This is a genomic window from Funiculus sociatus GB2-C1 (assembly GCF_039962115.1).
Taxonomy (GTDB): domain Bacteria; phylum Cyanobacteriota; class Cyanobacteriia; order Cyanobacteriales; family FACHB-T130; genus Funiculus; species Funiculus sociatus.
In genome coordinates, this window is sequence record NZ_JAMPKJ010000002.1 from 147,148 (window position 1) to 167,130 (window position 19,983).

The following is a 19,983-nucleotide window of genomic DNA, read 5'->3' on the forward strand; positions in this document are numbered from 1 at the left end:
AGCGGCTAGTTGTCTTTAAAGTCTCCTCATGTCCGCAGCAATAAAAGTTTTTCCCGATTTGTCCCCGACTGGCGGGGAGTTGGGACAGCAAAGGGCAAAAATTAAGGGGTAGGCGAGGGAGGGGATAGCGATCGCTAATCTCCTCTCTCGCTGAACTTGCTTATAAATATAAATCTGTTCGCCGCTCTAGTCTAGGTGGCGTACCCCCAAAAATAAAAACGCCCAACAAGAACTTGAGGGCGTCGATCATCAGGGTGCATCTACTAAATTAACTATAACCTCTCTGAGGGGTGACACCCCCCACCCCGCAATATTTGTAACAAAACTTAATATATCGCCGATAGTGGCTGCCGGTGGTAAGATTCCCGTCTGGTATCTAGCGGCTAGGGAAACCATCCTTTGTCTAAATTTCCTCTGATAACGCGATCGCTTTAAACGCTATATACAAGCAAAAAAATCAAACTCCTCTACTACTATCTTGGCGTTATGAGAGCGTTTAATTTTTTGGCTGAAGTTTTTTCTGTTTCCGTTTAGGTCAGTCATTATCGTTCTCATTCACGCCGGTTCCTATTCGCCAAGCACTATCAAGCATAATTTTAAAATCTGATCTATACTGATTCCTCAGTGTATCTAAGTCATTAACTGATAAACCTTATCCAATTGGGTGATGACAACAGGAGGCGGCTAGAGAAAAATGAGTAATAACCGTCAGTAATGACTCTAAAAAAGCGTACTTTTTAAACGGAGTAGCGTGTATATTCTAGTTCGAGAGGTGACAGGTAATGTCCTTACTTTTTCTGATCCCCTTGGTGATATCGCTAGGTTTAGCCTACCTAGTCTTGGAAAACTCCCATGACGAAATCGCCAAACTCGCTGCATCAGCAGCGATTGTTAGTCTGATTGTGTGTTTGCTGTTTTCACCGTGGCAACTCCAGCTTTTGCTTCTGATGTGGGTTGTAACCAGCACAAGGCGGTTTTCCCTGCCAAATCAGAATAAATTTAGGTAAGACGATAATTTATCACCTTTCTCATCAAGCAAAGAAATTGAATCCAGCCCCGGCATTTATTTAAGACTGGACTGAGTAACGTTTACACTTACCTATAGGATATAGGTGCGGCGTGGGTCTTAATCCCTATTAGGGATTGAAATATTATTGTGGGGATACAGGAGACTCAACTGCCCCTAAAGCTTTCAAAGTGGCGATAGTCGCCTCAGTTAAACCACTAACACCAGTAATATTCATTTTTTCATAAGGGCGATCGCTTCTTAGCGTCTGCAAACACTCACCAGTCTGCATATCCCAAAGCTTAATCGTCTCATCTTTGCTGCCACTGGCTAAAATCTGCCCATCGGGACTGAAAGCAACTGAATATACCGCCAAACTATGTCCTGGCAATTTGATATACTTACCTGTTGCCACATCCCAGAGTTTCACCTTGGGGTCAGTGCTACCACAGGCTAGAACACCATCAGGGCTGAAAGCCAGCGACCATATTCCATGACTACCTTCTGGCAAAGTTTTTAAGCAGCGACCTGTCACCGCATCCCATAGGGTGATAGTTTCGTCACTGCTGCTACTAGCCAGAATCTTACCATCGGGACTGAAAGCAACTGAATGTACCCAACTGATATGTTGCTGGCATACGTGCAGACATTTGCCTGTTTTCACATCCCATAGCCTTACCGTAAAATCTTGAGAACCACTGGCAAGTATAGAACCGTCCGGGCTAAAGCTAACTGCATAGACTACATCAGAATGCCCCTGCAAAGTTTTTAACTCGACACCTGTAGCAACATCCCAAAGCTTCACCTCGCGGTACGAACTAACAGCCAAAGTTTTTCCATCTGGACTGAAAGCAACAGACCATACTCCATCAATATGCCCTTGGGAAACTCTAATGCAGCCACCTGTTGCCACATCCCAGAAACGTACCGTTTGGTCATAACTAGCACTGACCACAATTTGACCATCAGGGCTGAAACTAACTGCCAAAATTCCATTACTGTGTCCCAGCAAAGTTTTGATGCAGCGACCTGTTGCCACATCCCAAAGACGTACCTTTTGGTCATAACCGCCACTAGCCAAAATTTGACCATCCAAACTGAAGCTAATTGACTTTATCCAACTGATACGTCCTTGCAAAGTTTTGATGCAGCGACCTGTGGAGACATCCCACAGTTTTACAGTTTGGTCTAAACCACCACTGGCAAGGGTGTAACCATGTGGAGAAAAGGCGACTGACCATACCCAACTGGTGTGTCCCTGTAGAGTTCGGACACACTCGCCAGTGTTAATATCCCACAACTTCACTGTGCGATCGCAACTGCCACTAGCCAGTAACACAGGCATCTTCCCTGTGACATCAGATGGACTAAAGGCAACTGACCATACTCGGTTCGCATGACCTGCCAAAGTTCTTAACTCTCGACCTGTGGCAACATCCCACAAACGTACTGTACAGTCTTCACTGCCACTAGCTAAGGTGCAACCATCTGAACTAAAAGCAACTGACCATATCCACCAAGTGTGTCCCTGCAAAATTCTGACGCAGCGACCTGTTTCAACATCCCAGCAACGCACCTTTTTGTCTATGCTGCCACTTGCCAAAATTTTGCCATCCGGGCTGAAAGCAACTGACAATACCGCATCGCTATCTTCCTGCAAAGTTCTTAACTCTAAACCTGTGGCGACATCCCAAAGTTTCACCGTCTTGTCTACACTGGCACTAGCTAAAATCTGCCCATCTGGACTAAAAGCAACTGTCCAAACCCAACTGGTATGTCCCTCTAAAACTTTCAGACATTGACCGCTAGCGACATCCCATAACCTTACAGTATGGTCGTGACTGCCGCTGGCTAGTATCTTATTTTGAGGACTGAAGGCAACTGATTGTACAGAACCAGTATGCCCATGACAAGCTAAAAGTTGTTGACCATCCGCAACTTGCCACAGGTGAATATCACCATTTGCATCCCCAGTAGCCAAAATTCCATCCAAACTAAATGCTACCGAGATGATGCTATCTAAGTTTTCCGCAAAAACAGATTTGGATAATTCACAGTGGGCAAAATTGACTTGATGCAAATTGACTTTGGTAAGATAAGCTTGCCAAACTGTTAGATGAGAAAAATCAAGTTGGCTTAAATCAATCTGCATTTGAATCATCAAATTTAGGGAATTACCTCCGGCATAGCCTGTTTCTCTTGGAGATTTTCCGCGCAGGTTTGATAAAATTTCAACGAGTTGATTTTTAATATTGTTTTTATTGCCGATGAGATAAAGCAATTTATCGCTAATCGGTTTCAGAATAAGGCGAATTTGAGTATCCCTTACATAGTCTTTTGCTGTAGCTGTGATGAGAGCATGGGTTTGGAAAAATGAAAGTTTGTGAGTAACAATTTCTTCAACAACTTGCTCGATGAATTGCTCAGTTAGATACTCCATTACTACTGGTTGAAGAGTGAAGAGGCAGTTGCTTTTCTCGACAAGCGATCGCCTGAAAAGCGATTCTAACGCTTCTAGTAACTTTGCCGGGGATAAAGGCGCAACAATATCCTCTCGCAACTCGGCAAGCGAAACGGGTTCGCGATTGATTGCCAGCCAGTACATTATTTGCTTTTCTAAATCTGACAGTCGGTTAATCTGTTGGTCTAATAAATCTCGAATATCGCCAAAAACGGTTGTGCCTTCAGCGAGAAATTGTGATATATTGCTATTAAATAATTCTTGGACTGTGGTGGCAATAATTTTTAAAGCTAAGGGATTGCCTGCGTAGCGGTTAATAAGTTCTTGCCATTCAGAGTCTGAGCCGAAAAAGAAATGATTAGCTTTAAATATATGTCGTCCGACAACTGCATTTAAACCTGATAATTGCAAAGAGCGAACGGGTAATCCTCCTTCTAGGGCGGCAACTTCTCTAGGTTTTTCCCGGCTAGTAAGAATTAAACAACTCTGATGAGCGGCTTCGCCTACTCGTCGGAATAATTCGCCGTAATCTTCATATCCTTCTCGATAGTATCCAGCACAGTTACCGCTGCATAAAAGAGATTCAGCATTATCTAGAACTAACAAGCAACGTGAAGAACGTAAATAATCAATGAGGCGAGAAATTAGAGCGCTAATATTTTCTGGTAAATGGGTTTCTTGATGATTGGAGAAAAACTCAATCAGGTGGGAAAGAATTTCTTTGAGGGGTGGGGCATTACGAAGCGATCGCCAAATGACATACTCGAAGTTATCCTGAATTTGTTCGGCTAATTTCACCGAAACCGCAGTTTTACCAACTCCCCCCATTCCCAGGATGGTGACAAGTCGGCAATGCTGGCTCAAAATCCAGTATTCTAGTTTTGCAAGTTCATCCTCGCGTCCGTAAAAAACCGAGACATCAATCGCTTCTCCCCAACAAGAGCGAGTTTTAGGGGGATTTTTGGACGCTGATTCAATATCTGGTTTAGGTCGGCAATAATCAGGTTTATCTAGCGCCAGATTAAAGGCTCGAAAAAAAAGAGCGAGTGTCTGCTTATCGACACCTTCATCACGAGCAAGAACCTTCGCCACAGTAAAGGGAGCTAGTTGAGTGCGATCGCTTAATTCTTCAAGAGTATACTTGTCTCCAGCATTTTCCAGAATTTCCGCCTGATGTCTTGCATCTTGCAGCTTCTTCAAGCCTTGGAGAGTAAGGATAACACCGCGCTGGCGTTTTTGCTTATAGCGATCCATACCTCATTAGGGGGTTAGAGACTTAAGTTAGTGCTTAACACCTTTAACTTTACTGGCGAAACCTGATTGATGGTGACATCTTGGAATCAGGTTTTCAATGTTGAGCTAAAGGAGAAAATTATGAACCCGACAGCAACTAGACTTGAGCCGAACAAGCAAAAAACTCAGATAATCAATCCTATTGAGCGTCCTCAGATTACCCAAGAGCTTTCCGAAAACATCATTTTAACCACAGTAGACGATTTGTATAATTGGGCTAGACTGTCCAGTTTGTGGCCTCTGATGTTTGGGACTGCTTGCTGCTTTATTGAAATGGCTGCTTTTTTCGCAGCACGGTTTGACTTCGAGCGTTTTGGCTTCAAACCTTGGCCCAGTCCTCGCCATGCTGATGTTATTATCACTGCTGGCACCATCACAATGAAAATGGCACCCGCCTTGGTGCGCCTCTACGAACAAATGCCAGAACCCAAGTATGTAATTGCGATGGGTGCTTGCACAATCACTGGGGGAATGTTCAGCAGCGACTCACCGACAGCGGTGCGAGGCGTGGACAAGTTAATTCCGGTAGATGTATATTTACCTGGTTGTCCTCCCAGACCAGAGGCAATTATTGATGCCATCATCAAACTGCGTAAGAAAGTAGCGCAAGAATCGATACAGGAGCAAGGTGCATTTTCTCAAAGTCATCGCTACTACAGCATTACTCACAAAATGAAGCCTGCGCCACCGCTTTACTCTGGGGAATATTTAGAGTCATCGTCGCGGAATAATCCGCCCGAAGAATTAGCCAAAATGATAAAAGAGGCATCTTCTGTGATGTTTCCATCACTCCCAGAAAAGAATCAATCAAAAATCTGAATTGGTAGGGAATGGAAGCCACCCCCGTGCGCTGTGTTAAAAGCGCACGGGGGTGCGTGGCGCGAGAGGAAACTCAGCGCTAAAAGCTGGCAAACCGTTGAAACGGGTTGAAAACTCACTCAGTAAGCTTTAGCTCACTTTAGCTTTTAGCGGGAAATATTATTTTCAGGCTCCTTGCATCAGTGTCAACATACCTTAGCATTCGATAGGATGGTTTAGATGAGCGATCTAAACCGATGCTACAAAGTGCTGGGAATTGAGCCTGGAGCGTCACCGGAAGAGGTGAACCAGGCTTATAAGGATTTAGCGTTTATTTGGCATCCCGATCGGATTCCTGAAGATAATCCTCGGTTGCGGCTAAAGGCTGAAGAAAAACTCAAAGAGATTAATCACGCACGGGATGAATTGCGGTCAATTCAAAGAAATACTTCTAAAAAAACGGCTCAATCGCAGCGATCGCAATCTCGTACACAACCACATAATACCGCAGCCAATTCTCGATCTCGCCCGAACGAACAGGCTAAATCTCACCATCAAACCAACTCGGCGCGTTCCGATCTCAGTGGAGGCGACTTTCGTGGTGCTAACTTCAAAGAAAAAGACTTGTCAGGCAGAAACTTCAGTTATGCTAATTTGAGCCAAGCTAACCTGAGCGATGCCTTTCTACATAAAATCAATCTTCAGGGAGCCTCTCTCTACAGAGCGAATCTTTTTAGAGCCAATTTGCTGCAAGCAAACTTGAGGGATGCCAATTTACGGGAGACTAACTTAATTGGCGCTGATTTGAGTGGTGCTGATTTGAGTGGTGCTGATTTGACTGATGCAAAGGTTGGGGTAAATGACCGCCTGCTGGTTAAGCTGGTTGGAGCCAAGTTGACCGGCGCAATATTGCCAGATGGGACAATCCACGACTAGCTTTAAGATATGACTGGGAACGAGATTATAGCAATTCTCAATTGGGTGCGATACATAATACATATGTAGGGACATGGCAATGCCATGTCCCTACCAAGATGGGGAGAACTTCAGAACCGCGATATATTCCGCCCAACTGAGAAACCCTATATTAGTACGGATCTGAGCTAAGTCGCCCTTTGTTAACGCTTCTGAGATAGTAGCCAGATGTAGGGCGATTTTTGAGGTTGAATGTACCGCCGCTTTTAACTTTCCAAATCTTGTAGTTAGAGAAGGTCAGGGGGGTTTGCGGTTCGCATACCTCTGGCATATGGTCAGCGAGGACAAAGTATGCACCACCTCCCATCACCCGCGCCATCCCGTTTTTATCTACAACAACCGATGTATCTTCGTCTACTGCTATTCCGAAGGCGCTGTCAGATATCCCGTCTCTGATTTGACGCGCAATAAAGGTCATGATGCGACCCATGCGATCGCGTTTGCTAAAGTGGGTGTCTACAAGGGTTGCTTTCATATTCGCCCACTTAAAGAAGTCGTAGGTGAAGCTGATGTCTTCATAGGGGTCTTCTAAAGCTTCCCTGGTTTCCACAGTATCCGAGCAGGCGTTGTAAACAAAATCACTTTGGATCATCGAACCTGCACTGGTGCCACCAATTGCGCCACCTCTGGCATTTACTGATTTTACCGCCGCCTCAACCGCTGTATTTTTGAAGTTCCGGGTGTATTCGCACTGGTCGCCACCAGCAAAAAATATCACCTCAGCGTTTTTGATAGGATTGACAACATTCGCTTTTTGTGCATCGTCCCGACTGGTGATGACAAGAGTTTCCACGGAGTCAACACCTTTCATGGATGCGATCGCATCGTTGTATCCATCATCGCCGGAGGATCTGATAACTACGACATCAACTTTGGTGGCGCAATTTGTACAACCCCTTACCTGATTAATCATCCACTGAATCGCCTCATCTACATCAGGGCCACCGCCGCCAAAGTTATAGGCTGGGCCAGCTAAGGTAGGATTAACATCGGCGGAGTTACCCTTCAGATAGCGCGTAACTTTGGCTTGGGCGGGTAAGGTTAGAACTGTCATTATTATCATCAACAACAGTGCCACCGTGCTGATTTTCAGTGCTGAAGGGAGTCGGGATAAATTTACCATAGCTTGCTGACTGAAATTGTCGGAGTGGGGTTTTCCCGCCCCTACTGGTAACGAGAATTATATTACCGGGCGAATGGCACTAACCGGAAAGCTTGCGTTTTGCCGAGATATGTGGATACGCCGATAATAATTTTGCCCCTGGCGTCAAACCGCCAACTCTACAGCATCTCTTCTTCGCGTAGAGTCAGGATTTCGACACCTTCCTCAGTCACAACTACTGTATGCTCAAACTGAGCGGAAAGCTTTCGATCCTTGGTGACAGCAGTCCAGCCATCTTTGAGAACTTCCACCTCCCAAGTACCTTCATTAATCATGGGTTCGATAGTGAAGACCATTCCCGATTTCAGACGCTTACCTGTATTCCGTTTACCATAGTGGGGAATCTCTGGTGCAGTATGAAAAACGCGGTGTACGCCGTGTCCTGCAAAATCCCGCACTACGGAAAAGCCCTCTTTCTCAGCATATTCTTGGATAGCTGCACCAATGTCGCCAATCCGCGCCCCAGGCTTAACTTCGGCAATTCCTCGGAAAAGACACTCTTTGGTTACTTCAACCAGCTTTTTTGTTGTAGGTGAGGGCGAACCGACAAAGAATGTCTTAGATGTATCTCCGTAATAACTATTAAGAATTGGTGTCACGTCAATGTTAATAATGTCACCGTCTTTAAGAACTTGTTTAGCACTTGGGATGCCGTGACATACTACTTCATTGATGCTGGTGCAGATAGATTTGGGAAATCCTTTGTAGCCTAGTGGAGCGCTTATTGCTCCCTGTTCTTTTGTCCAGCGTTCTGCTTCGTCGTTGATTTGTAATGTGCTTACTCCTGGTTTAACCATTGGTTCTAGGTGGGACAGGAGGGCGGCGGCTAAGCGTCCAGAGGCACGCATTTTTTCTACTTCTCTGCTAGATAAAATCTCGATCATTTCGGTTTTCATTGTTATTGCCTTTTAAGTTGTAGTTGATGGTTTTGGGTTGAGTTTAAGAGATGAACCGCGAAGGAAGAGGAGGAAGAAGAAAGAAAGAAAAAAAGAAAGAAAGAAGAAGTAATTTGTAGGTTGGGCTTACCGTGTGGAAACTCAACAAGTCACGCTTGTTTACACGGATGTTGAGTTTCGTTTTGTGTTGATATATCTACTGGTATCCTGCGGCTTGCAGTTTAAAAAGGGTAGCGTAGCGTCCCTGAAGCTGCAACAACTCTTGGTGAGTTCCTTCTTCCAGTACAACGCCTCCTTCTAAAACTACAATTGTGTCAGCCATGCGTACAGTTGAAAAGCGGTGCGAGATGAGGAGAACCATCTGATGCTGGGTAAGCTTCTGAAAACGTTCAAAAATCTTTACTTCAGCTTCCGCATCCATCGCTGCTGTTGGTTCGTCTAACACCAAAATATCCGCCGCAGTTCGCATAAATGCACGGGAAAGAGCAATTTTCTGCCACTGTCCGCCGGAGAGTTCGACTCCTCCCCGAAACCATTTCCCTAATTGAGTTTGATAGCCTTGGGCCATTTTCTCAATGAAAGGTTCAGCCATGCCTTTTTCGGAGGCAATTTTCCAGCGTTTTTCGTCTTCTATGTGGTCTACATCGCCAACGCCGACATTTTCCCCGACTTTGAACTGATAGCGCACAAAGTCTTGAAAAATTACGCCGATGCGATCGCGCAACACTTCACTATCCCATTCTTGTAAGTCTAAGCCATCGAGTAAAATGCGTCCTGAGTCTGGTGTATACAGTCGGGTTAAAAGCTTAATCAGGGTAGTCTTTCCCGAACCGTTTTCCCCGACAATTGCTAGTTTTTCTCCTGGTTTCAGGTGTAGGGAAATTCCATTTAAGGCGGGTTGCGAACTTCCAGGGTAGGTGAAGTAGACGTTCTGGAAACGTACCCCATCACCGGGAATTAACCCCTCAGTTGCTGTACCCCAAGATTTCGGGATTTCTTCTTCTAGAAATTCGTAGAGGTTGGAGAGATACAGGTTGTCTTCGTACATTCCGCCGATGGAACCCAAGGCGGCGGAAAAGGTAGACTGTCCTTGGCGGAATACCATTAAGTACATGGTCATGTCGCCGAGGGAGATGCGACTAGCGATCGCTTCCAGTACAATCCAAGCGTAGGCGAGATAAAAGGCGCAGGTACTCAATAACCCCAACAAGTAACCCCAAAATCCTCGCCGTAGAGTCAGGTTGCGGTCTTCGTCGTAAAGTCGATGGAAGATGTCACGGTAGCGTTGTAGTAACAGATCCCCCAGTTGGTAAAGTTTCACCTCTTTGGCGTAGTCTTCTCGCGCAATCAGGGTTTCTAGGTAGTGTTGGGCGCGAGTTTCGGGGGATCGCCAGCGGAATAGGCGAAAAGCTTCCCCAGAGAAGCGAGATTCGGCGATGAAGGCGGGTAATGCTGCTGCTGCAAGTATCACCACAGCCCAAGCGGAGAAATTCAGCAACAAGCCGCCGTAAGTCACCAGTGAGAGAGCATTTTGAATTAAGCTGAATGTGCGGCTTACTAGGGAGAGGGGACGGCTTGATGCTTCCATCCGCGCCCGCATCAATTTGTCGTAAAATTCGGAATCCTCAAAATAGCGAAGTTCTAGCGTTAGCGCTTTTTGCAAAATTAGAACATTCACTTTTTGTCCCAGCAGGACTCGCAGCAAAGATTGACAAACAGTTAAACCCCGCTGACTACCTGCAAGTAATATAACTGCGATCGCTTCGAGTCCCACGTAACCCAAAGCTTGAAGGCGTTCGCTTTGCAACCCGGTTTGAGAAGCTAAGACTACTGCATCGACAATTAATTTGCCTACATAGGCGACGGCGGCTGGTAGCAAACCTGCCACTATAGTAAGGATGGCAAAGATGATTGTCAGAATGCGGCTAGTAGTCCAAACTAAGCTGAGGGCGCGATCGCTGTATCGGAAAACTGCTAGAGATTGACGCAAACGTTGCCAAATACCCTGGAGAAAGTTAAATTTCTGGTGACGACTCATATCTTTGTTATAAATCGTCTTTAGGGATGTTGTGTTGCACCTTCAGGGAGGTAAGAGAACCTGAAGTTTCGAGTAGCGATCGCGCAACACTCCAGATAAGGCCCGTAACCCCCACTCTTCGCAGCGACGATGACCAACTGCAACAACGCTGATACCAGTTTCTTTTACAGCAGCTTCAGCAGGTTGTCTCAACTGCCCTGTAATATATAAATCGACCTTACGCAACGCCGCCTCGCGTACCAGCGCATCTGTCATCGCGCCAACTACAGCAACCCGCTTCACCTCACCGCTAACTCCCGCCAGCACTTTGTCGCGTCCGCCGAAGATTTCGTTTAGACAACTACAGTAACTCACCATACTCTGAGTGGGAATTTCCCCCAGCATCCCAATTGGTCGCCCTTCTTTCTCACCCAACACCTCTAATGCAGACATTCCCAACACATCTGCAAGACGATTATTAAACCCCAGTGTCAGGCGTTCATCAAAAGCTAAATGATACGCGACCACACCTATATCTGGCGCTAACCCCGGTTCCAGTTTCCAGGGACGATGTAGAAATAAAGCATCTATTTGTCTAGATTTTGCCCATTCTACCAATCCATCCCAAGGTTCCAGCGCTAATCCAAAACGATGAATTGGGCGTGTTGAATGGTGGTAAATTCCGCCTTGGTCATCACCGAAACGATGGACGGCAAAGAATTGATTTAAAAATATAGCAATATCATTTATAGTGAGCATAATCTTACTTATAAAAAGAGTCAAAAGCTAGCTTGATCCCCCCCAGCCCTCCTTTTCAAGGCTACCGTGTATACACAAGTCTTCTAGCGCTGTCCTATAACGTTTTGATCCCCCCAACCCCCCTTAAAAAGGGGGGAACCGGAGTCAAAGTCCCCTTTTTAAGCAAGAGGCAAGGGGATCTCCAAGGATTTCTCTTCTGTATAGAGATGTGTATACAAGGCAGCTTTTCAAGGGGGGAGAATTAAGTCTTAGTCCCCCTTTTTAAGGGGGATGCAAGGGGGATCTCGACTGTTTAAGCGTCTCGATTATGACTTTTCAGACATCCTCTGAGAAGTTTGCTGTAATTTTTGCGCTTCTTGTAATTCTAGTCTCGCCAGGGATGTAGCCGCATCCGCTAGCTGTAAAGCTAAATTCGCCCGACAAATTGGGTCTTTTTCTTTCCAGAGATCCTTCGCTAGAAAATTGACTCGATAGCGAAACATTTTAATTGAGCAGGGCGGAATAACTTTAATTTTCATAGCTATAATCTCTTTTCTACAGCAGCTCGAATGCGAAGGAATACCCATTCTGGCTCTAGGTACACAAATGTTAGCAATATCACTTCATCTTCACTAATAATTTTTACATCGTAGGTTGTTTGTTGAGGTTCAACCAGTTCATGTTTCACAACTACAGTGTATTCCCCAACCGGAAGGTCATCAAAACCCGCATCCGCATAAATAAAGTCAAAAGTCTCCTCTGCAAGCGGCTGTCCGTCTTGCCGAAGTAAAGTTACAAATGCAATGCCATCAATGGAAGTCAAGGCATTGTTATCTTGATTCCGAATCATCACGAAAATATCGGACATCTAACCATTGCCTTTCGTTTCTAGTGTCACGAGTTTATCTCAAAATGAAAGCGATCGCTTTTTGATTCGGTGAGCAGTAATATTGCTGTAGCAAACTTCTATTCAGAGGCGCTATGTTCATTAGCCTGATTGCAGACTACGGAAACGGTGATCCAGCATTTGCTGAGGTTACACAACGTCTTTTGATGGCTTTACCAGCATCCCAGATTTACTGCCTCTCGGTGCCTCCCTTCAGTACCCTGGCGACTGGCTTTTGGGTGGCGCAACTCGGACTAAACCCTGGTTCCGCAGATCGACTAATATATCACAATTGCGCTCCTCGCCAAGATGACCCGGAGGCCCGTAAAAACAACGAGGGCGAGGGATTGACGTATGCTCTGCTACCAAATGGTGTCAAAGTGGTGGGTGTATTTGCTGGCTACACTCTCTCTTTTATCAAAGACCATGCTGAAGTTTTACACACAGTGAAGGTTTCGCGGGGAGGATCGCAGTTTCGATCGCGGGATGTGTTTCCCACTGCTGCTGCTGCGATCGCTTCGGGAGATACTAGCCTTTTGGGAGAAGTCTTGCAGCCAGACCAGATACCTGATGCACCAAGCGATCGCATCGCCTGGTGTGATGGCTACGGTAACATTAAAACCACTATCCCCGCCCATAGCGTCGATTTGAAACCAGAACAAAAGGTGGTGGTTCGAGTCGGAGATGTGGTCAGCGATGCCATCTACTCAGACGGTAGTTTCAAAGTCCCAGAAGGAACTCTGGCATTTTCGCCGGGAAGTTCTGGTTGGAATTCCGCTAAAGATAATCAACCGATCCGCTGGATGGAGTTATTTCTGCGCGGCGGAAGTGCTTGGGAACGTTTCGGCAGACCCCGCTTAAATCAGTTAGTAACTCGCCTGAGTTAACCAAATTAAAAATTAAAAATGCAAAATCCTAATTAATTTTGCATTTTTAATTTTTTGAAGGCTGTTTGGAATTTCCTGCCGCTGCTTGCACCACATTCCAAAATGCTGAAACAAATGCCGCTGCTAAAAGTACCAACATCAAAGTACCGAGAGCTGCAAAGGGAGAGAAAATGGTTAATATTAACAATGCCAAAACTATAATTGACACCACCGCTCTATTCATAAGTCTCATTTCCAGTTCCAGGCTACTCATACAGCATATCAAGGCGATTCCCTAAACCGCGCCTTCCCCTTTGCTGAATTTAATCTCATCACTTTGAGAGATGAAACGCCGATTCACAAACTCCAAATGTGGAGAAAATTTAGCTATGAGGCTCTACTTTTTTAAAGACTCTCAGCACTAAAAAACACAACAAAGCACCAATTAAGCTTATCTGCCATAACCCACAACCTGCGGCAATTCCCAACGCCGCAGAAACCCAAATAGCAGCAGCAGAAGTGAGTCCGTGAATTTTAATCTTTTTCCTCGATTCCTGCTGCGATTCCCGTAAAATTTCCCCAGCACCTAAAAACCCAATACCCGCTGTAATTCCTTGAATTACTCTACTTAGAGCATCAGAGTTTAGTTCATTCTCATCTACCAAAAGGGGTATTAATGTCAAAAGTGCTGCACCAAAACTTACCAGCATATGAGTTCTTAAGCCAGCTGGTTTGTTCTTTAGTTCGCGTTCTATACCGATAATCGCTCCAACAAGCATAGCAAAGCATAGCCTGAAGCTGATGCCTAACCAATCATTCGGGGAAAGTAAGTAAGTTTGTGACAATTTTGTACTGGAAGAAGGAATACTTCAACCAGTTTAAGTTACAAGCTGTTTTGGGTAACGGAGAGGGAGGGATTCGAACTCTCGGAACCTTTCGGTTCACTCGATTTCAAGTCGAGCGCATTAGACCACTCTGCCACCTCTCCAGGTTCATTTTTTTATCATATCAAGATTGGTGGATCTTTTGACTACTGGCTGAGGATTGATTGTACTGACTCTTGGCGACGATAAAGAATTTGCTCGGATGCTATGTTGAAGCCACCGCCAAGCCAAACGAGGGAGACTTGGGAGACGACACCGTTTTGCAGGGAAACAAGGGAGAAGTTACGCAAGCGATCGCTTGGTGTCTGAATAATCCGGGGTACACTTGCCGCATTTAAGTAAACTGTGCCTTCTGCGCCGACATAGATAGGGTTTCGCAGCTCTTTAGTATGACGCAGTTGGTGGTGCATATGACCGAAGGTAACTAGGGCAATGGTTTTACCCTGGTTGCGAGATTGAGCGATCGCATCCGCAAAATCCGGATCGCCATAGTCGCCGCCGATGGGATACCAATCTTTCCCGCAAGGATCTTCTGCGCGATCGCCTAACCCGATTGGGCCATTGTGTCCCATAAAAATGATAGTTTCATAAGCGGCGCTATTTGCTGCCGCGACGATGCGCTCGGTGGATTCTGCAAAATTCGTTACTTTGTAACGCTCTTGATAGAATTCCGCATTTTTCCAAACCAAGCCACCCCAGCTAAAGGGACGACTCCCGACCACACTTAAATTGAGTTCTGGAAAGTCGAGCTTACCATAGCCGACATGGGCTTCTCCCAGTAAATCCAATTGTTCCTGCACTCGGTCTTCTTTTTCACGGTCGTAGGGACACCGCTTTCTACCCCAATCTGAGGCACTATACCAAGCGTCATGGTTGCCCATAATTGCTGCTTTGGGGAGATTGAGAGATGCGATCGCCTCTACTACATCCACCGATTCATTACCAAAATCCCCCACAAACAGCACCAAATCAACACCTAGATGCTTGAGGGCTAGTTCGTCCTCAGCTTCCCATTGGTCGTGAACATCTCCCACAACAGCGATTTTGATGGATTTCTCTTGATAACTCGTCATGCCTACCCCCTTGCCTATATTCCAGAATAGCAATCTGAGGAACGAGAGAAATTTCTTATATAAAAAACCTAATCCCCCACAGCAGCTTTTGGTAAAAACAACTATAATTACTGATTACACCCCTAGCAACTTGGTACTCAAGGCATCTTTTAACTGTGTTTACCAATACACTTCCCCAGCGCACTATTACCCAGACCGACGCACTCCCTTACGATTTGTTTGAGGCAATAAAAGCCTTAAAAGAGAAGCTTAACGCCGTTATTATTGCCCATTACTATCAAGACCCTGATATTCAGGATGTAGCAGATTATATCGGGGATTCCTTAGAACTTTCTCGCAGAGCAGCCAGCACCGATGCTGATGTCATCGTCTTTGCAGGGGTTCACTTTATGGCGGAAACGGCCAAAATTCTCAATCCAGATAAACTGGTGTTGCTGCCAGATTTGGACGCAGGTTGCTCTTTGGCAGATAGTTGTCCGCCGGATGCCTTTGCCAAATTTAAAGCTGCTCATCCCGGACATTTGGTGGTTTCTTATATTAACTGCTCCGCTGAAATTAAGGCGATGAGCGATATTATTTGCACAAGTTCTAACGCGGTTAAAATTGTCAACCAAATCCCAGAAAATCAACCGATAATTTTTGCTCCCGACCGAAATTTAGGGCGATATGTTATGGAGCAAACTGGGCGAGACTTGGTGCTGTGGCAAGGTAGTTGTATTGTCCATGAAACCTTCTCTGAAAAGAAGATTATCCAGCTAAAAATTCAACATCCAAATGCTGAGGTAATTGCTCACCCTGAGTGCGAACCTCCAGTTTTGCGCCACGCCAATTATATTGGATCTACTTCTGCTCTGCTGAATTATTCTCAAGCAAGTGATAGCCGGGAATTTATTGTTGCTACTGAGCCGGGGATTATCCATCAAATGCAGAAGCGGGAGCCGAATAAAAAGTTTATTCCAGCGCCGCCGATGAATAATTGTGCTTGCAATGAGTGTCCGTTTATGCGGTTAAATACGCTGGAGAAGCTTTATTTAGCGATGAAAAATCGAACGCCAGAGGTGACTTTACCGGAGGAAATGCGAGTTGCAGCGTTGCGTCCAATGCAGCGGATGTTGGAAATGAGTATTTAATTGAACCTTTTTATTAGCCCTTTTTCAGGAGATTCTCAAAGGATTTCTCTAGTGTTTGGGCTTTAAGGTGTCGCTTTTTCTTAGCCCCCCTTAAAAAGGGGGGTTGGGGGGATCAAAGCATAGTTGTCATCGGTGCAAATCCCTCCTAGTTAAAAATAATTGTAGGTTGGTTTGAGGCACGAAACCCAAGGGAGCAGCCCGTTTTTGCAAAAATACCTGGCGATTGGAAATCGCGGCTACACAAACCAAGTCCGCCTGCGCGGACTCAATTGGGCGATTTGCAAATACGGGATGCTCCCCGAAACCCAACTACGCTTTAGCTAAAATCGGAAAAATGAGTAAAGAGTGTTTAATTGTTTTTACTCGCTATCCAGAACCGGGAAAAGCGAAGACTCGATTAATTCCGGCTTTGGGAACCCAAGGTGCGGCAAATCTTCATCGTCAGTTAACTGAATATACTCTTTCACGGGTTAGGGAACTCCAGGGGGAACGTCCTACGAGTGTGGAAGTTTATTTTTCTGGCGGTAGTCAACAGCTGATGCAAGACTGGCTAGGGGCTGATTTTGTCTGTAAGCCTCAAGTTGATGGAGATTTAGGGTTGCGGATAGTGTCGGCGTTTGATGGTGCTTTTAGTAACGGGATAGAGGGTGCTTTGATTATTGGCACTGATTGCCCCGATTTGAGTGCGAAAATTATGTCAGAAGCGTTTGATGGGCTAATTCTGCACGATTTGGTTTTGGGGCCAGCGTTGGATGGAGGATATTATTTAATAGGTTTGCGTCGGGTTTTTCCCCAACTGTTTGCGGAAATTCCTTGGGGAACTTCGGATGTGTTGGCAAAAACTATAGCGATCGCGTCCTCTATGAATTTGAGTATAGCTTATCTTCCACCTCTGGCTGATATTGACCGTCCAGAGGATTTGGCACAACTTAAAAATTTTGAATTGTAGAGATGCGATATATCGCGTCTAGAGTTAGGAGTCATGAGTGACAGAAGCACCAAGGATTTCGGTTATTATTCCAGTTTTAAATGAGGCTTCCCGAATTAGATTAAATTTAGCAAGCTTTGAAAAGACGACAAATGTGGAAGTGATTGTGGTGGATGGGGGAAGTCAGGATGAAACTGTCGCTATAGCTAAATCTTTGGGTGTACAAGTTCTGTCTACTGCTGCTGGTCGCGATCGCCAAATGAATGTGGGTGCTAAAGTTGCTACAGGGGATATTCTGCTATTTCTTCATGCGGATAGTCGTTTACCTTTTGGTTTCGATGCTATGGTTCGCCAAGCATTAGCTGAAAGAGGAACAATTGCTGGTGCATTTGAGTTGAAGATTGATGCACGGATGCGATCGCTTCGTCTGGTAGAAAAGATGGTAAATTGGCGATCGCGCTTTTTGCATCTACCCTACGGTGATCAAGCAATCTTTTTGAAAGCATCGGTTTTTCACGAGATTGGGGGTTTTCCCAATCTCCCAATTATGGAAGATTTTGAATTTATCCTTCGCCTGCGACGTTTGGGAAATGTTACTCTTGTCCCCGCTTCCGTGTTGACTTCTGCACGTCGTTGGCAAAAACTTGGGGTGCTAAAAACTACCTTAATTAATCAGATTGTAATTATTGGTTATTTCCTGGGATTTTCCCCCTCTCGACTTGCAGAATTTTATCGCACTAGGAAGTAAGTAGAGAAGTTTTCTAGGTTTTCAGTTATTATTCTTAGGATTTTTAATACCCATAATAGGGATTTATGGGAATTTCAGCCCCACCACCAACAGCCCCGGCAACTAACCTAGTGGCGTAGTAATAGATTGACATTTTGCTGCCGTTGCGCTAAATCTTGAACCGAGCCAATATCAACCAAATTACCTTTACCAAACGCGATCGCACTTTCATCATCTTCTGCAAAACTTGAAAGAGCGATCGCGCATTTTAACGCCTCAACCCAGCCACCTAGCAAAGTTTTGTTTCTGGGTATCGTCTGGAGACTCCACTGGGACAATTTTATAGGAAGTCGGACGAGGCTCTGCCAAAGTCACCAGACTTGTGCGGAGTTCATCTTGATGGAAAACTGTAACTTGGATAGTGTTACCTGGATTGTAATCTTTCAGGCGATCGCTCAAATTTTGCGCCGTCACCCGAAAACCGTCTATCGCCAGCAACTCATCTCCCGCATCAATTCCGGCTAACTGCGCCGGAGAACCCGCCTCCACAAATTTGAGCATTTCCCGCCCGTTTTCTGTCTTCGCCGTCACCCCCAGGTAAGCAACTGGTTCCTCTTTTTCCCCAACCAAGCGCAAGCCAAAAGGTGACAAATACTCATCAAAAGGTAGCTCATCGGTTCCGTCAACGTATCGAGCAAAAAACTCCTTCAAATCTGTTTCAGCAACCGATTCAATTACTTGCTGCAACTCTTCTGGAGTAAAACCGACTTCATCTTGCCCAAATTGCTGCCACATTTGCCGCATCACATCATCAAGCGATCGCTTATTTTCATGACGCGCTCGAATCAGCAAATCTAGCAAAAATGATACCATTTCCCCCTTTAAATAGTAGGAAATCTGAGAATTTCCACTATTAGCATCCGGGCGATAAAGCTTAATCCAAGCATCAAAACTCGACTCGCTTGCGGGTTGCACCCGTCTCCCCGGTGTTGTTTGTAACCGGGTAATCTCCTTACCCAACTCATTCAAGAAAGACTTAATATCATATATCCCAGCCCGAAACGGAATCACTAAGTCGTAATAACTCGTCGTCCCCTCACTAAACCACAGAGAAGGCGTGTAATTTTCTCCGGTATAATCAAACACCTCCAGCGCTTTCGGGCGGATGCGCTTAACGTTCCACAGGTGAAAGAACTCATGCGCCACCAACTGCATGAAGCGATTGTACTTATCCGGTTCGCGAAACCCGAAACGGTGGTAATTCAAGGTGCAAGAGTTCTTATGTTCCAAGCCACCAGCCCCCGTAGAAGCTAGATGCAGCAAAAACACATATCTGTCATAAGGTAAACCCCCATACAGTTGAGCTTCCACCTCAATAATTTTCTGGATATCCGGAATCATTCGCTCTGCTTCCGCGTTACCCTTTCCCCAGATAGCTAATTCATGGGGTTTTCCCATAACCTCAAAGTGATACAACTGATGAGTCCCAATCTCGAAGGGACTATCTACCAGCGTGTCAAAATCAGGAGCCAGGAAGGTATTTCGATTGTCGATTGTCGATTTTGGATAATCAGATTCCTGGTTAGATTCGGCACTTTCTGATTTTTGCCGAACATCCCCGGAGCCAAAATTTAAAATCGGCAATTCCAAATCAGATGCAACTTGTAAGGGTGTTGTGATGTGCCACTCTGGGCGCGGCGGCACAATTGTAATTAGAATTGGTTGTTGCTCAAATTCTGGTATATAAAATAACAAGGCTGCGCTGTTAAAATAGCCGTGAGTTGCGTCCAGATGATTTGTCCGCACTGTTAGCTCGTTAGCAAATACACGGTAATTTACTGTAACTTTTGACACACCATTTGTGTCTACTTGCCAATGATTTTTACTTAATTTGCGCCACGTCAGAGGTTGGTCGCCGGAATAAGCAGAAAAATTTTGCAGATGCTTGGAATACTCGCGCACCAGATAGGAACCAGGAGTCCACACAGGCATTTTTAAATCCAGAACCTGTAGCTGCCAGTCCCGTAGAGTTAAAGATACCTCAAATAAATGGGATTCGGGTTCGCGGATTGCCACCAGGTAATGAATTTTTGGTGCGGTCTGAGGTAAATAGCGATCGCGAACAACGGTTGCTTGTGTCATT

Annotated in this window: 19 protein-coding genes and 1 tRNA gene; 7 read left to right on the top strand and 13 right to left on the bottom strand. The window is 45.4% G+C overall.

The window, feature by feature from the left end:
* The first annotated feature begins 782 nt into the window (after window positions 1-782).
* Entirely contained in the window at window positions 783-1,007 is a 225-nt protein-coding gene (locus NDI42_RS01840) for a hypothetical protein (protein ID WP_348231357.1), read from the top strand.
* A gap of 144 nt (window positions 1,008-1,151) precedes the next feature.
* Here the strand turns inward: NDI42_RS01840 and NDI42_RS01845 are convergent, their stop codons facing one another.
* The gene (locus NDI42_RS01845) at window positions 1,152-4,721 is read right to left on the bottom strand and encodes a WD40 domain-containing protein (RefSeq protein ID WP_190455881.1); all 3,570 of its coding nucleotides are present in this window, start codon (window positions 4,719-4,721) and stop codon (window positions 1,152-1,154) included.
* A 120-nt stretch (window positions 4,722-4,841) separates the two neighbouring features.
* Between NDI42_RS01845 and nuoB the strand changes: the two genes are divergently transcribed.
* Entirely contained in the window at window positions 4,842-5,579 is a 738-nt protein-coding gene (nuoB, locus tag NDI42_RS01850) for an NADH-quinone oxidoreductase subunit NuoB (RefSeq protein ID WP_190455883.1), read from the top strand.
* A gap of 219 nt (window positions 5,580-5,798) precedes the next feature.
* Window positions 5,799-6,494, top strand: a complete 696-nt coding sequence (locus NDI42_RS01855; RefSeq protein WP_190455885.1) for a pentapeptide repeat-containing protein — start codon at window positions 5,799-5,801, stop codon at window positions 6,492-6,494.
* 151 nt (window positions 6,495-6,645) lie between these two features.
* Here NDI42_RS01855 and NDI42_RS01860 read toward each other — a convergent pair whose 3' ends face one another.
* The 6 genes from NDI42_RS01860 to NDI42_RS01885 all read right to left on the bottom strand — a co-directional run bounded on the left by NDI42_RS01860 (window position 6,646) and on the right by NDI42_RS01885 (window position 12,214).
* Window positions 6,646-7,656, bottom strand: a complete 1,011-nt coding sequence (locus tag NDI42_RS01860; RefSeq protein WP_206755929.1) for a cyanophycinase — start codon at window positions 7,654-7,656, stop codon at window positions 6,646-6,648.
* A gap of 158 nt (window positions 7,657-7,814) precedes the next feature.
* Window positions 7,815-8,591, bottom strand: coding sequence for a type I methionyl aminopeptidase (map, locus tag NDI42_RS01865; RefSeq protein ID WP_190455887.1), 777 nt, complete (start codon window positions 8,589-8,591; stop codon window positions 7,815-7,817).
* Window positions 8,592-8,787: 196 nt separating this feature from the next.
* Window positions 8,788-10,629 (bottom strand): ABC transporter ATP-binding protein, encoded by a 1,842-nt coding sequence (locus NDI42_RS01870; RefSeq protein ID WP_190455889.1) that lies wholly within the window; start codon window positions 10,627-10,629, stop codon window positions 8,788-8,790.
* A gap of 42 nt (window positions 10,630-10,671) precedes the next feature.
* The gene (locus tag NDI42_RS01875; RefSeq protein WP_190455891.1) at window positions 10,672-11,367 is read right to left on the bottom strand and encodes a Nif3-like dinuclear metal center hexameric protein; all 696 of its coding nucleotides are present in this window, start codon (window positions 11,365-11,367) and stop codon (window positions 10,672-10,674) included.
* 305 nt (window positions 11,368-11,672) lie between these two features.
* Complete coding sequence (locus tag NDI42_RS01880) at window positions 11,673-11,885, bottom strand: hypothetical protein (protein WP_190455893.1); 213 nt, start codon at window positions 11,883-11,885, stop codon at window positions 11,673-11,675.
* 2 nt (window positions 11,886-11,887) lie between these two features.
* Window positions 11,888-12,214, bottom strand: a complete 327-nt coding sequence (locus NDI42_RS01885) for a hypothetical protein (RefSeq protein WP_190455895.1) — start codon at window positions 12,212-12,214, stop codon at window positions 11,888-11,890.
* 113 nt (window positions 12,215-12,327) lie between these two features.
* Between NDI42_RS01885 and NDI42_RS01890 the strand changes: the two genes are divergently transcribed.
* Window positions 12,328-13,119 carry an SAM hydrolase/SAM-dependent halogenase family protein gene (locus NDI42_RS01890; protein WP_190426239.1) on the top strand — a complete coding sequence of 264 codons (792 nt, stop codon included), beginning with the start codon at window positions 12,328-12,330 and terminating at the stop codon, window positions 13,117-13,119.
* A 46-nt stretch (window positions 13,120-13,165) separates the two neighbouring features.
* Here the strand turns inward: NDI42_RS01890 and NDI42_RS01895 are convergent, their stop codons facing one another.
* The 4 genes from NDI42_RS01895 to NDI42_RS01910 all read right to left on the bottom strand — a co-directional run bounded on the left by NDI42_RS01895 (window position 13,166) and on the right by NDI42_RS01910 (window position 15,055).
* Entirely contained in the window at window positions 13,166-13,342 is a 177-nt protein-coding gene (locus NDI42_RS01895; protein ID WP_190455897.1) for a hypothetical protein, read from the bottom strand.
* A 139-nt stretch (window positions 13,343-13,481) separates the two neighbouring features.
* The gene (locus tag NDI42_RS01900; protein WP_190455898.1) at window positions 13,482-13,943 is read right to left on the bottom strand and encodes an MgtC/SapB family protein; all 462 of its coding nucleotides are present in this window, start codon (window positions 13,941-13,943) and stop codon (window positions 13,482-13,484) included.
* A 58-nt stretch (window positions 13,944-14,001) separates the two neighbouring features.
* A tRNA-Ser gene (locus NDI42_RS01905) sits at window positions 14,002-14,086 on the bottom strand.
* Window positions 14,087-14,128: 42 nt separating this feature from the next.
* On the bottom strand, window positions 14,129-15,055 hold the full coding sequence (locus NDI42_RS01910) for a TIGR04168 family protein (protein ID WP_190455900.1): 927 nt from the start codon (window positions 15,053-15,055) through the stop codon (window positions 14,129-14,131).
* Between the two features lie 155 nt (window positions 15,056-15,210).
* Here NDI42_RS01910 and nadA point away from each other — a divergent pair, with 155 nt between their 5' ends.
* From nadA to NDI42_RS01925, 3 genes are all read left to right on the top strand, one after another.
* Window positions 15,211-16,185, top strand: coding sequence for a quinolinate synthase NadA (gene nadA, locus NDI42_RS01915; protein ID WP_190455902.1), 975 nt, complete (start codon window positions 15,211-15,213; stop codon window positions 16,183-16,185).
* Window positions 16,186-16,519: 334 nt separating this feature from the next.
* On the top strand, window positions 16,520-17,134 hold the full coding sequence (locus NDI42_RS01920; protein ID WP_190455904.1) for a TIGR04282 family arsenosugar biosynthesis glycosyltransferase: 615 nt from the start codon (window positions 16,520-16,522) through the stop codon (window positions 17,132-17,134).
* Window positions 17,135-17,171: 37 nt separating this feature from the next.
* The gene (locus tag NDI42_RS01925) at window positions 17,172-17,861 is read left to right on the top strand and encodes a TIGR04283 family arsenosugar biosynthesis glycosyltransferase (protein ID WP_190455905.1); all 690 of its coding nucleotides are present in this window, start codon (window positions 17,172-17,174) and stop codon (window positions 17,859-17,861) included.
* A gap of 107 nt (window positions 17,862-17,968) precedes the next feature.
* Here NDI42_RS01925 and NDI42_RS01930 read toward each other — a convergent pair whose 3' ends face one another.
* The gene (locus NDI42_RS01930; RefSeq protein WP_190455907.1) at window positions 17,969-18,136 is read right to left on the bottom strand and encodes a hypothetical protein; all 168 of its coding nucleotides are present in this window, start codon (window positions 18,134-18,136) and stop codon (window positions 17,969-17,971) included.
* On the bottom strand, window positions 18,117-19,982 hold the full coding sequence (locus tag NDI42_RS01935; RefSeq protein ID WP_242017664.1) for a M61 family metallopeptidase: 1,866 nt from the start codon (window positions 19,980-19,982) through the stop codon (window positions 18,117-18,119). The genes NDI42_RS01930 and NDI42_RS01935 overlap by 20 nt, the downstream gene beginning before the upstream one ends.
* Window position 19,983: the final 1 nt, after the last annotated feature.

What these genes read in the sequence shown, in the direction of transcription:
- NDI42_RS01920 (WP_190455904.1), top strand. Translation starts at nt 16,520, where the DNA reads ATGAGTAAAGAGTGTTTAATTGTTTTTACTCGCTATCCAGAACCGGGA.
- NDI42_RS01910 (WP_190455900.1), bottom strand. Translation starts at nt 15,055, where the DNA reads ATGACGAGTTATCAAGAGAAATCCATCAAAATCGCTGTTGTGGGAGAT.
- NDI42_RS01880 (WP_190455893.1), bottom strand. Translation starts at nt 11,885, where the DNA reads ATGAAAATTAAAGTTATTCCGCCCTGCTCAATTAAAATGTTTCGCTAT.
- NDI42_RS01870 (WP_190455889.1), bottom strand. Translation starts at nt 10,629, where the DNA reads ATGAGTCGTCACCAGAAATTTAACTTTCTCCAGGGTATTTGGCAACGT.
- NDI42_RS01875 (WP_190455891.1), bottom strand. Translation starts at nt 11,367, where the DNA reads ATGCTCACTATAAATGATATTGCTATATTTTTAAATCAATTCTTTGCC.
- NDI42_RS01845 (WP_190455881.1), bottom strand. Translation starts at nt 4,721, where the DNA reads ATGGATCGCTATAAGCAAAAACGCCAGCGCGGTGTTATCCTTACTCTC.
- map (WP_190455887.1), bottom strand. Translation starts at nt 8,591, where the DNA reads ATGAAAACCGAAATGATCGAGATTTTATCTAGCAGAGAAGTAGAAAAA.
- NDI42_RS01885 (WP_190455895.1), bottom strand. Translation starts at nt 12,214, where the DNA reads ATGTCCGATATTTTCGTGATGATTCGGAATCAAGATAACAATGCCTTG.
- NDI42_RS01855 (WP_190455885.1), top strand. Translation starts at nt 5,799, where the DNA reads ATGAGCGATCTAAACCGATGCTACAAAGTGCTGGGAATTGAGCCTGGA.
- nuoB (WP_190455883.1), top strand. Translation starts at nt 4,842, where the DNA reads ATGAACCCGACAGCAACTAGACTTGAGCCGAACAAGCAAAAAACTCAG.
- NDI42_RS01935 (WP_242017664.1), bottom strand. Translation starts at nt 19,982, where the DNA reads ATGACACAAGCAACCGTTGTTCGCGATCGCTATTTACCTCAGACCGCA.
- NDI42_RS01890 (WP_190426239.1), top strand. Translation starts at nt 12,328, where the DNA reads ATGTTCATTAGCCTGATTGCAGACTACGGAAACGGTGATCCAGCATTT.
- NDI42_RS01840 (WP_348231357.1), top strand. Translation starts at nt 783, where the DNA reads ATGTCCTTACTTTTTCTGATCCCCTTGGTGATATCGCTAGGTTTAGCC.
- NDI42_RS01895 (WP_190455897.1), bottom strand. Translation starts at nt 13,342, where the DNA reads ATGAATAGAGCGGTGGTGTCAATTATAGTTTTGGCATTGTTAATATTA.
- NDI42_RS01860 (WP_206755929.1), bottom strand. Translation starts at nt 7,656, where the DNA reads ATGGTAAATTTATCCCGACTCCCTTCAGCACTGAAAATCAGCACGGTG.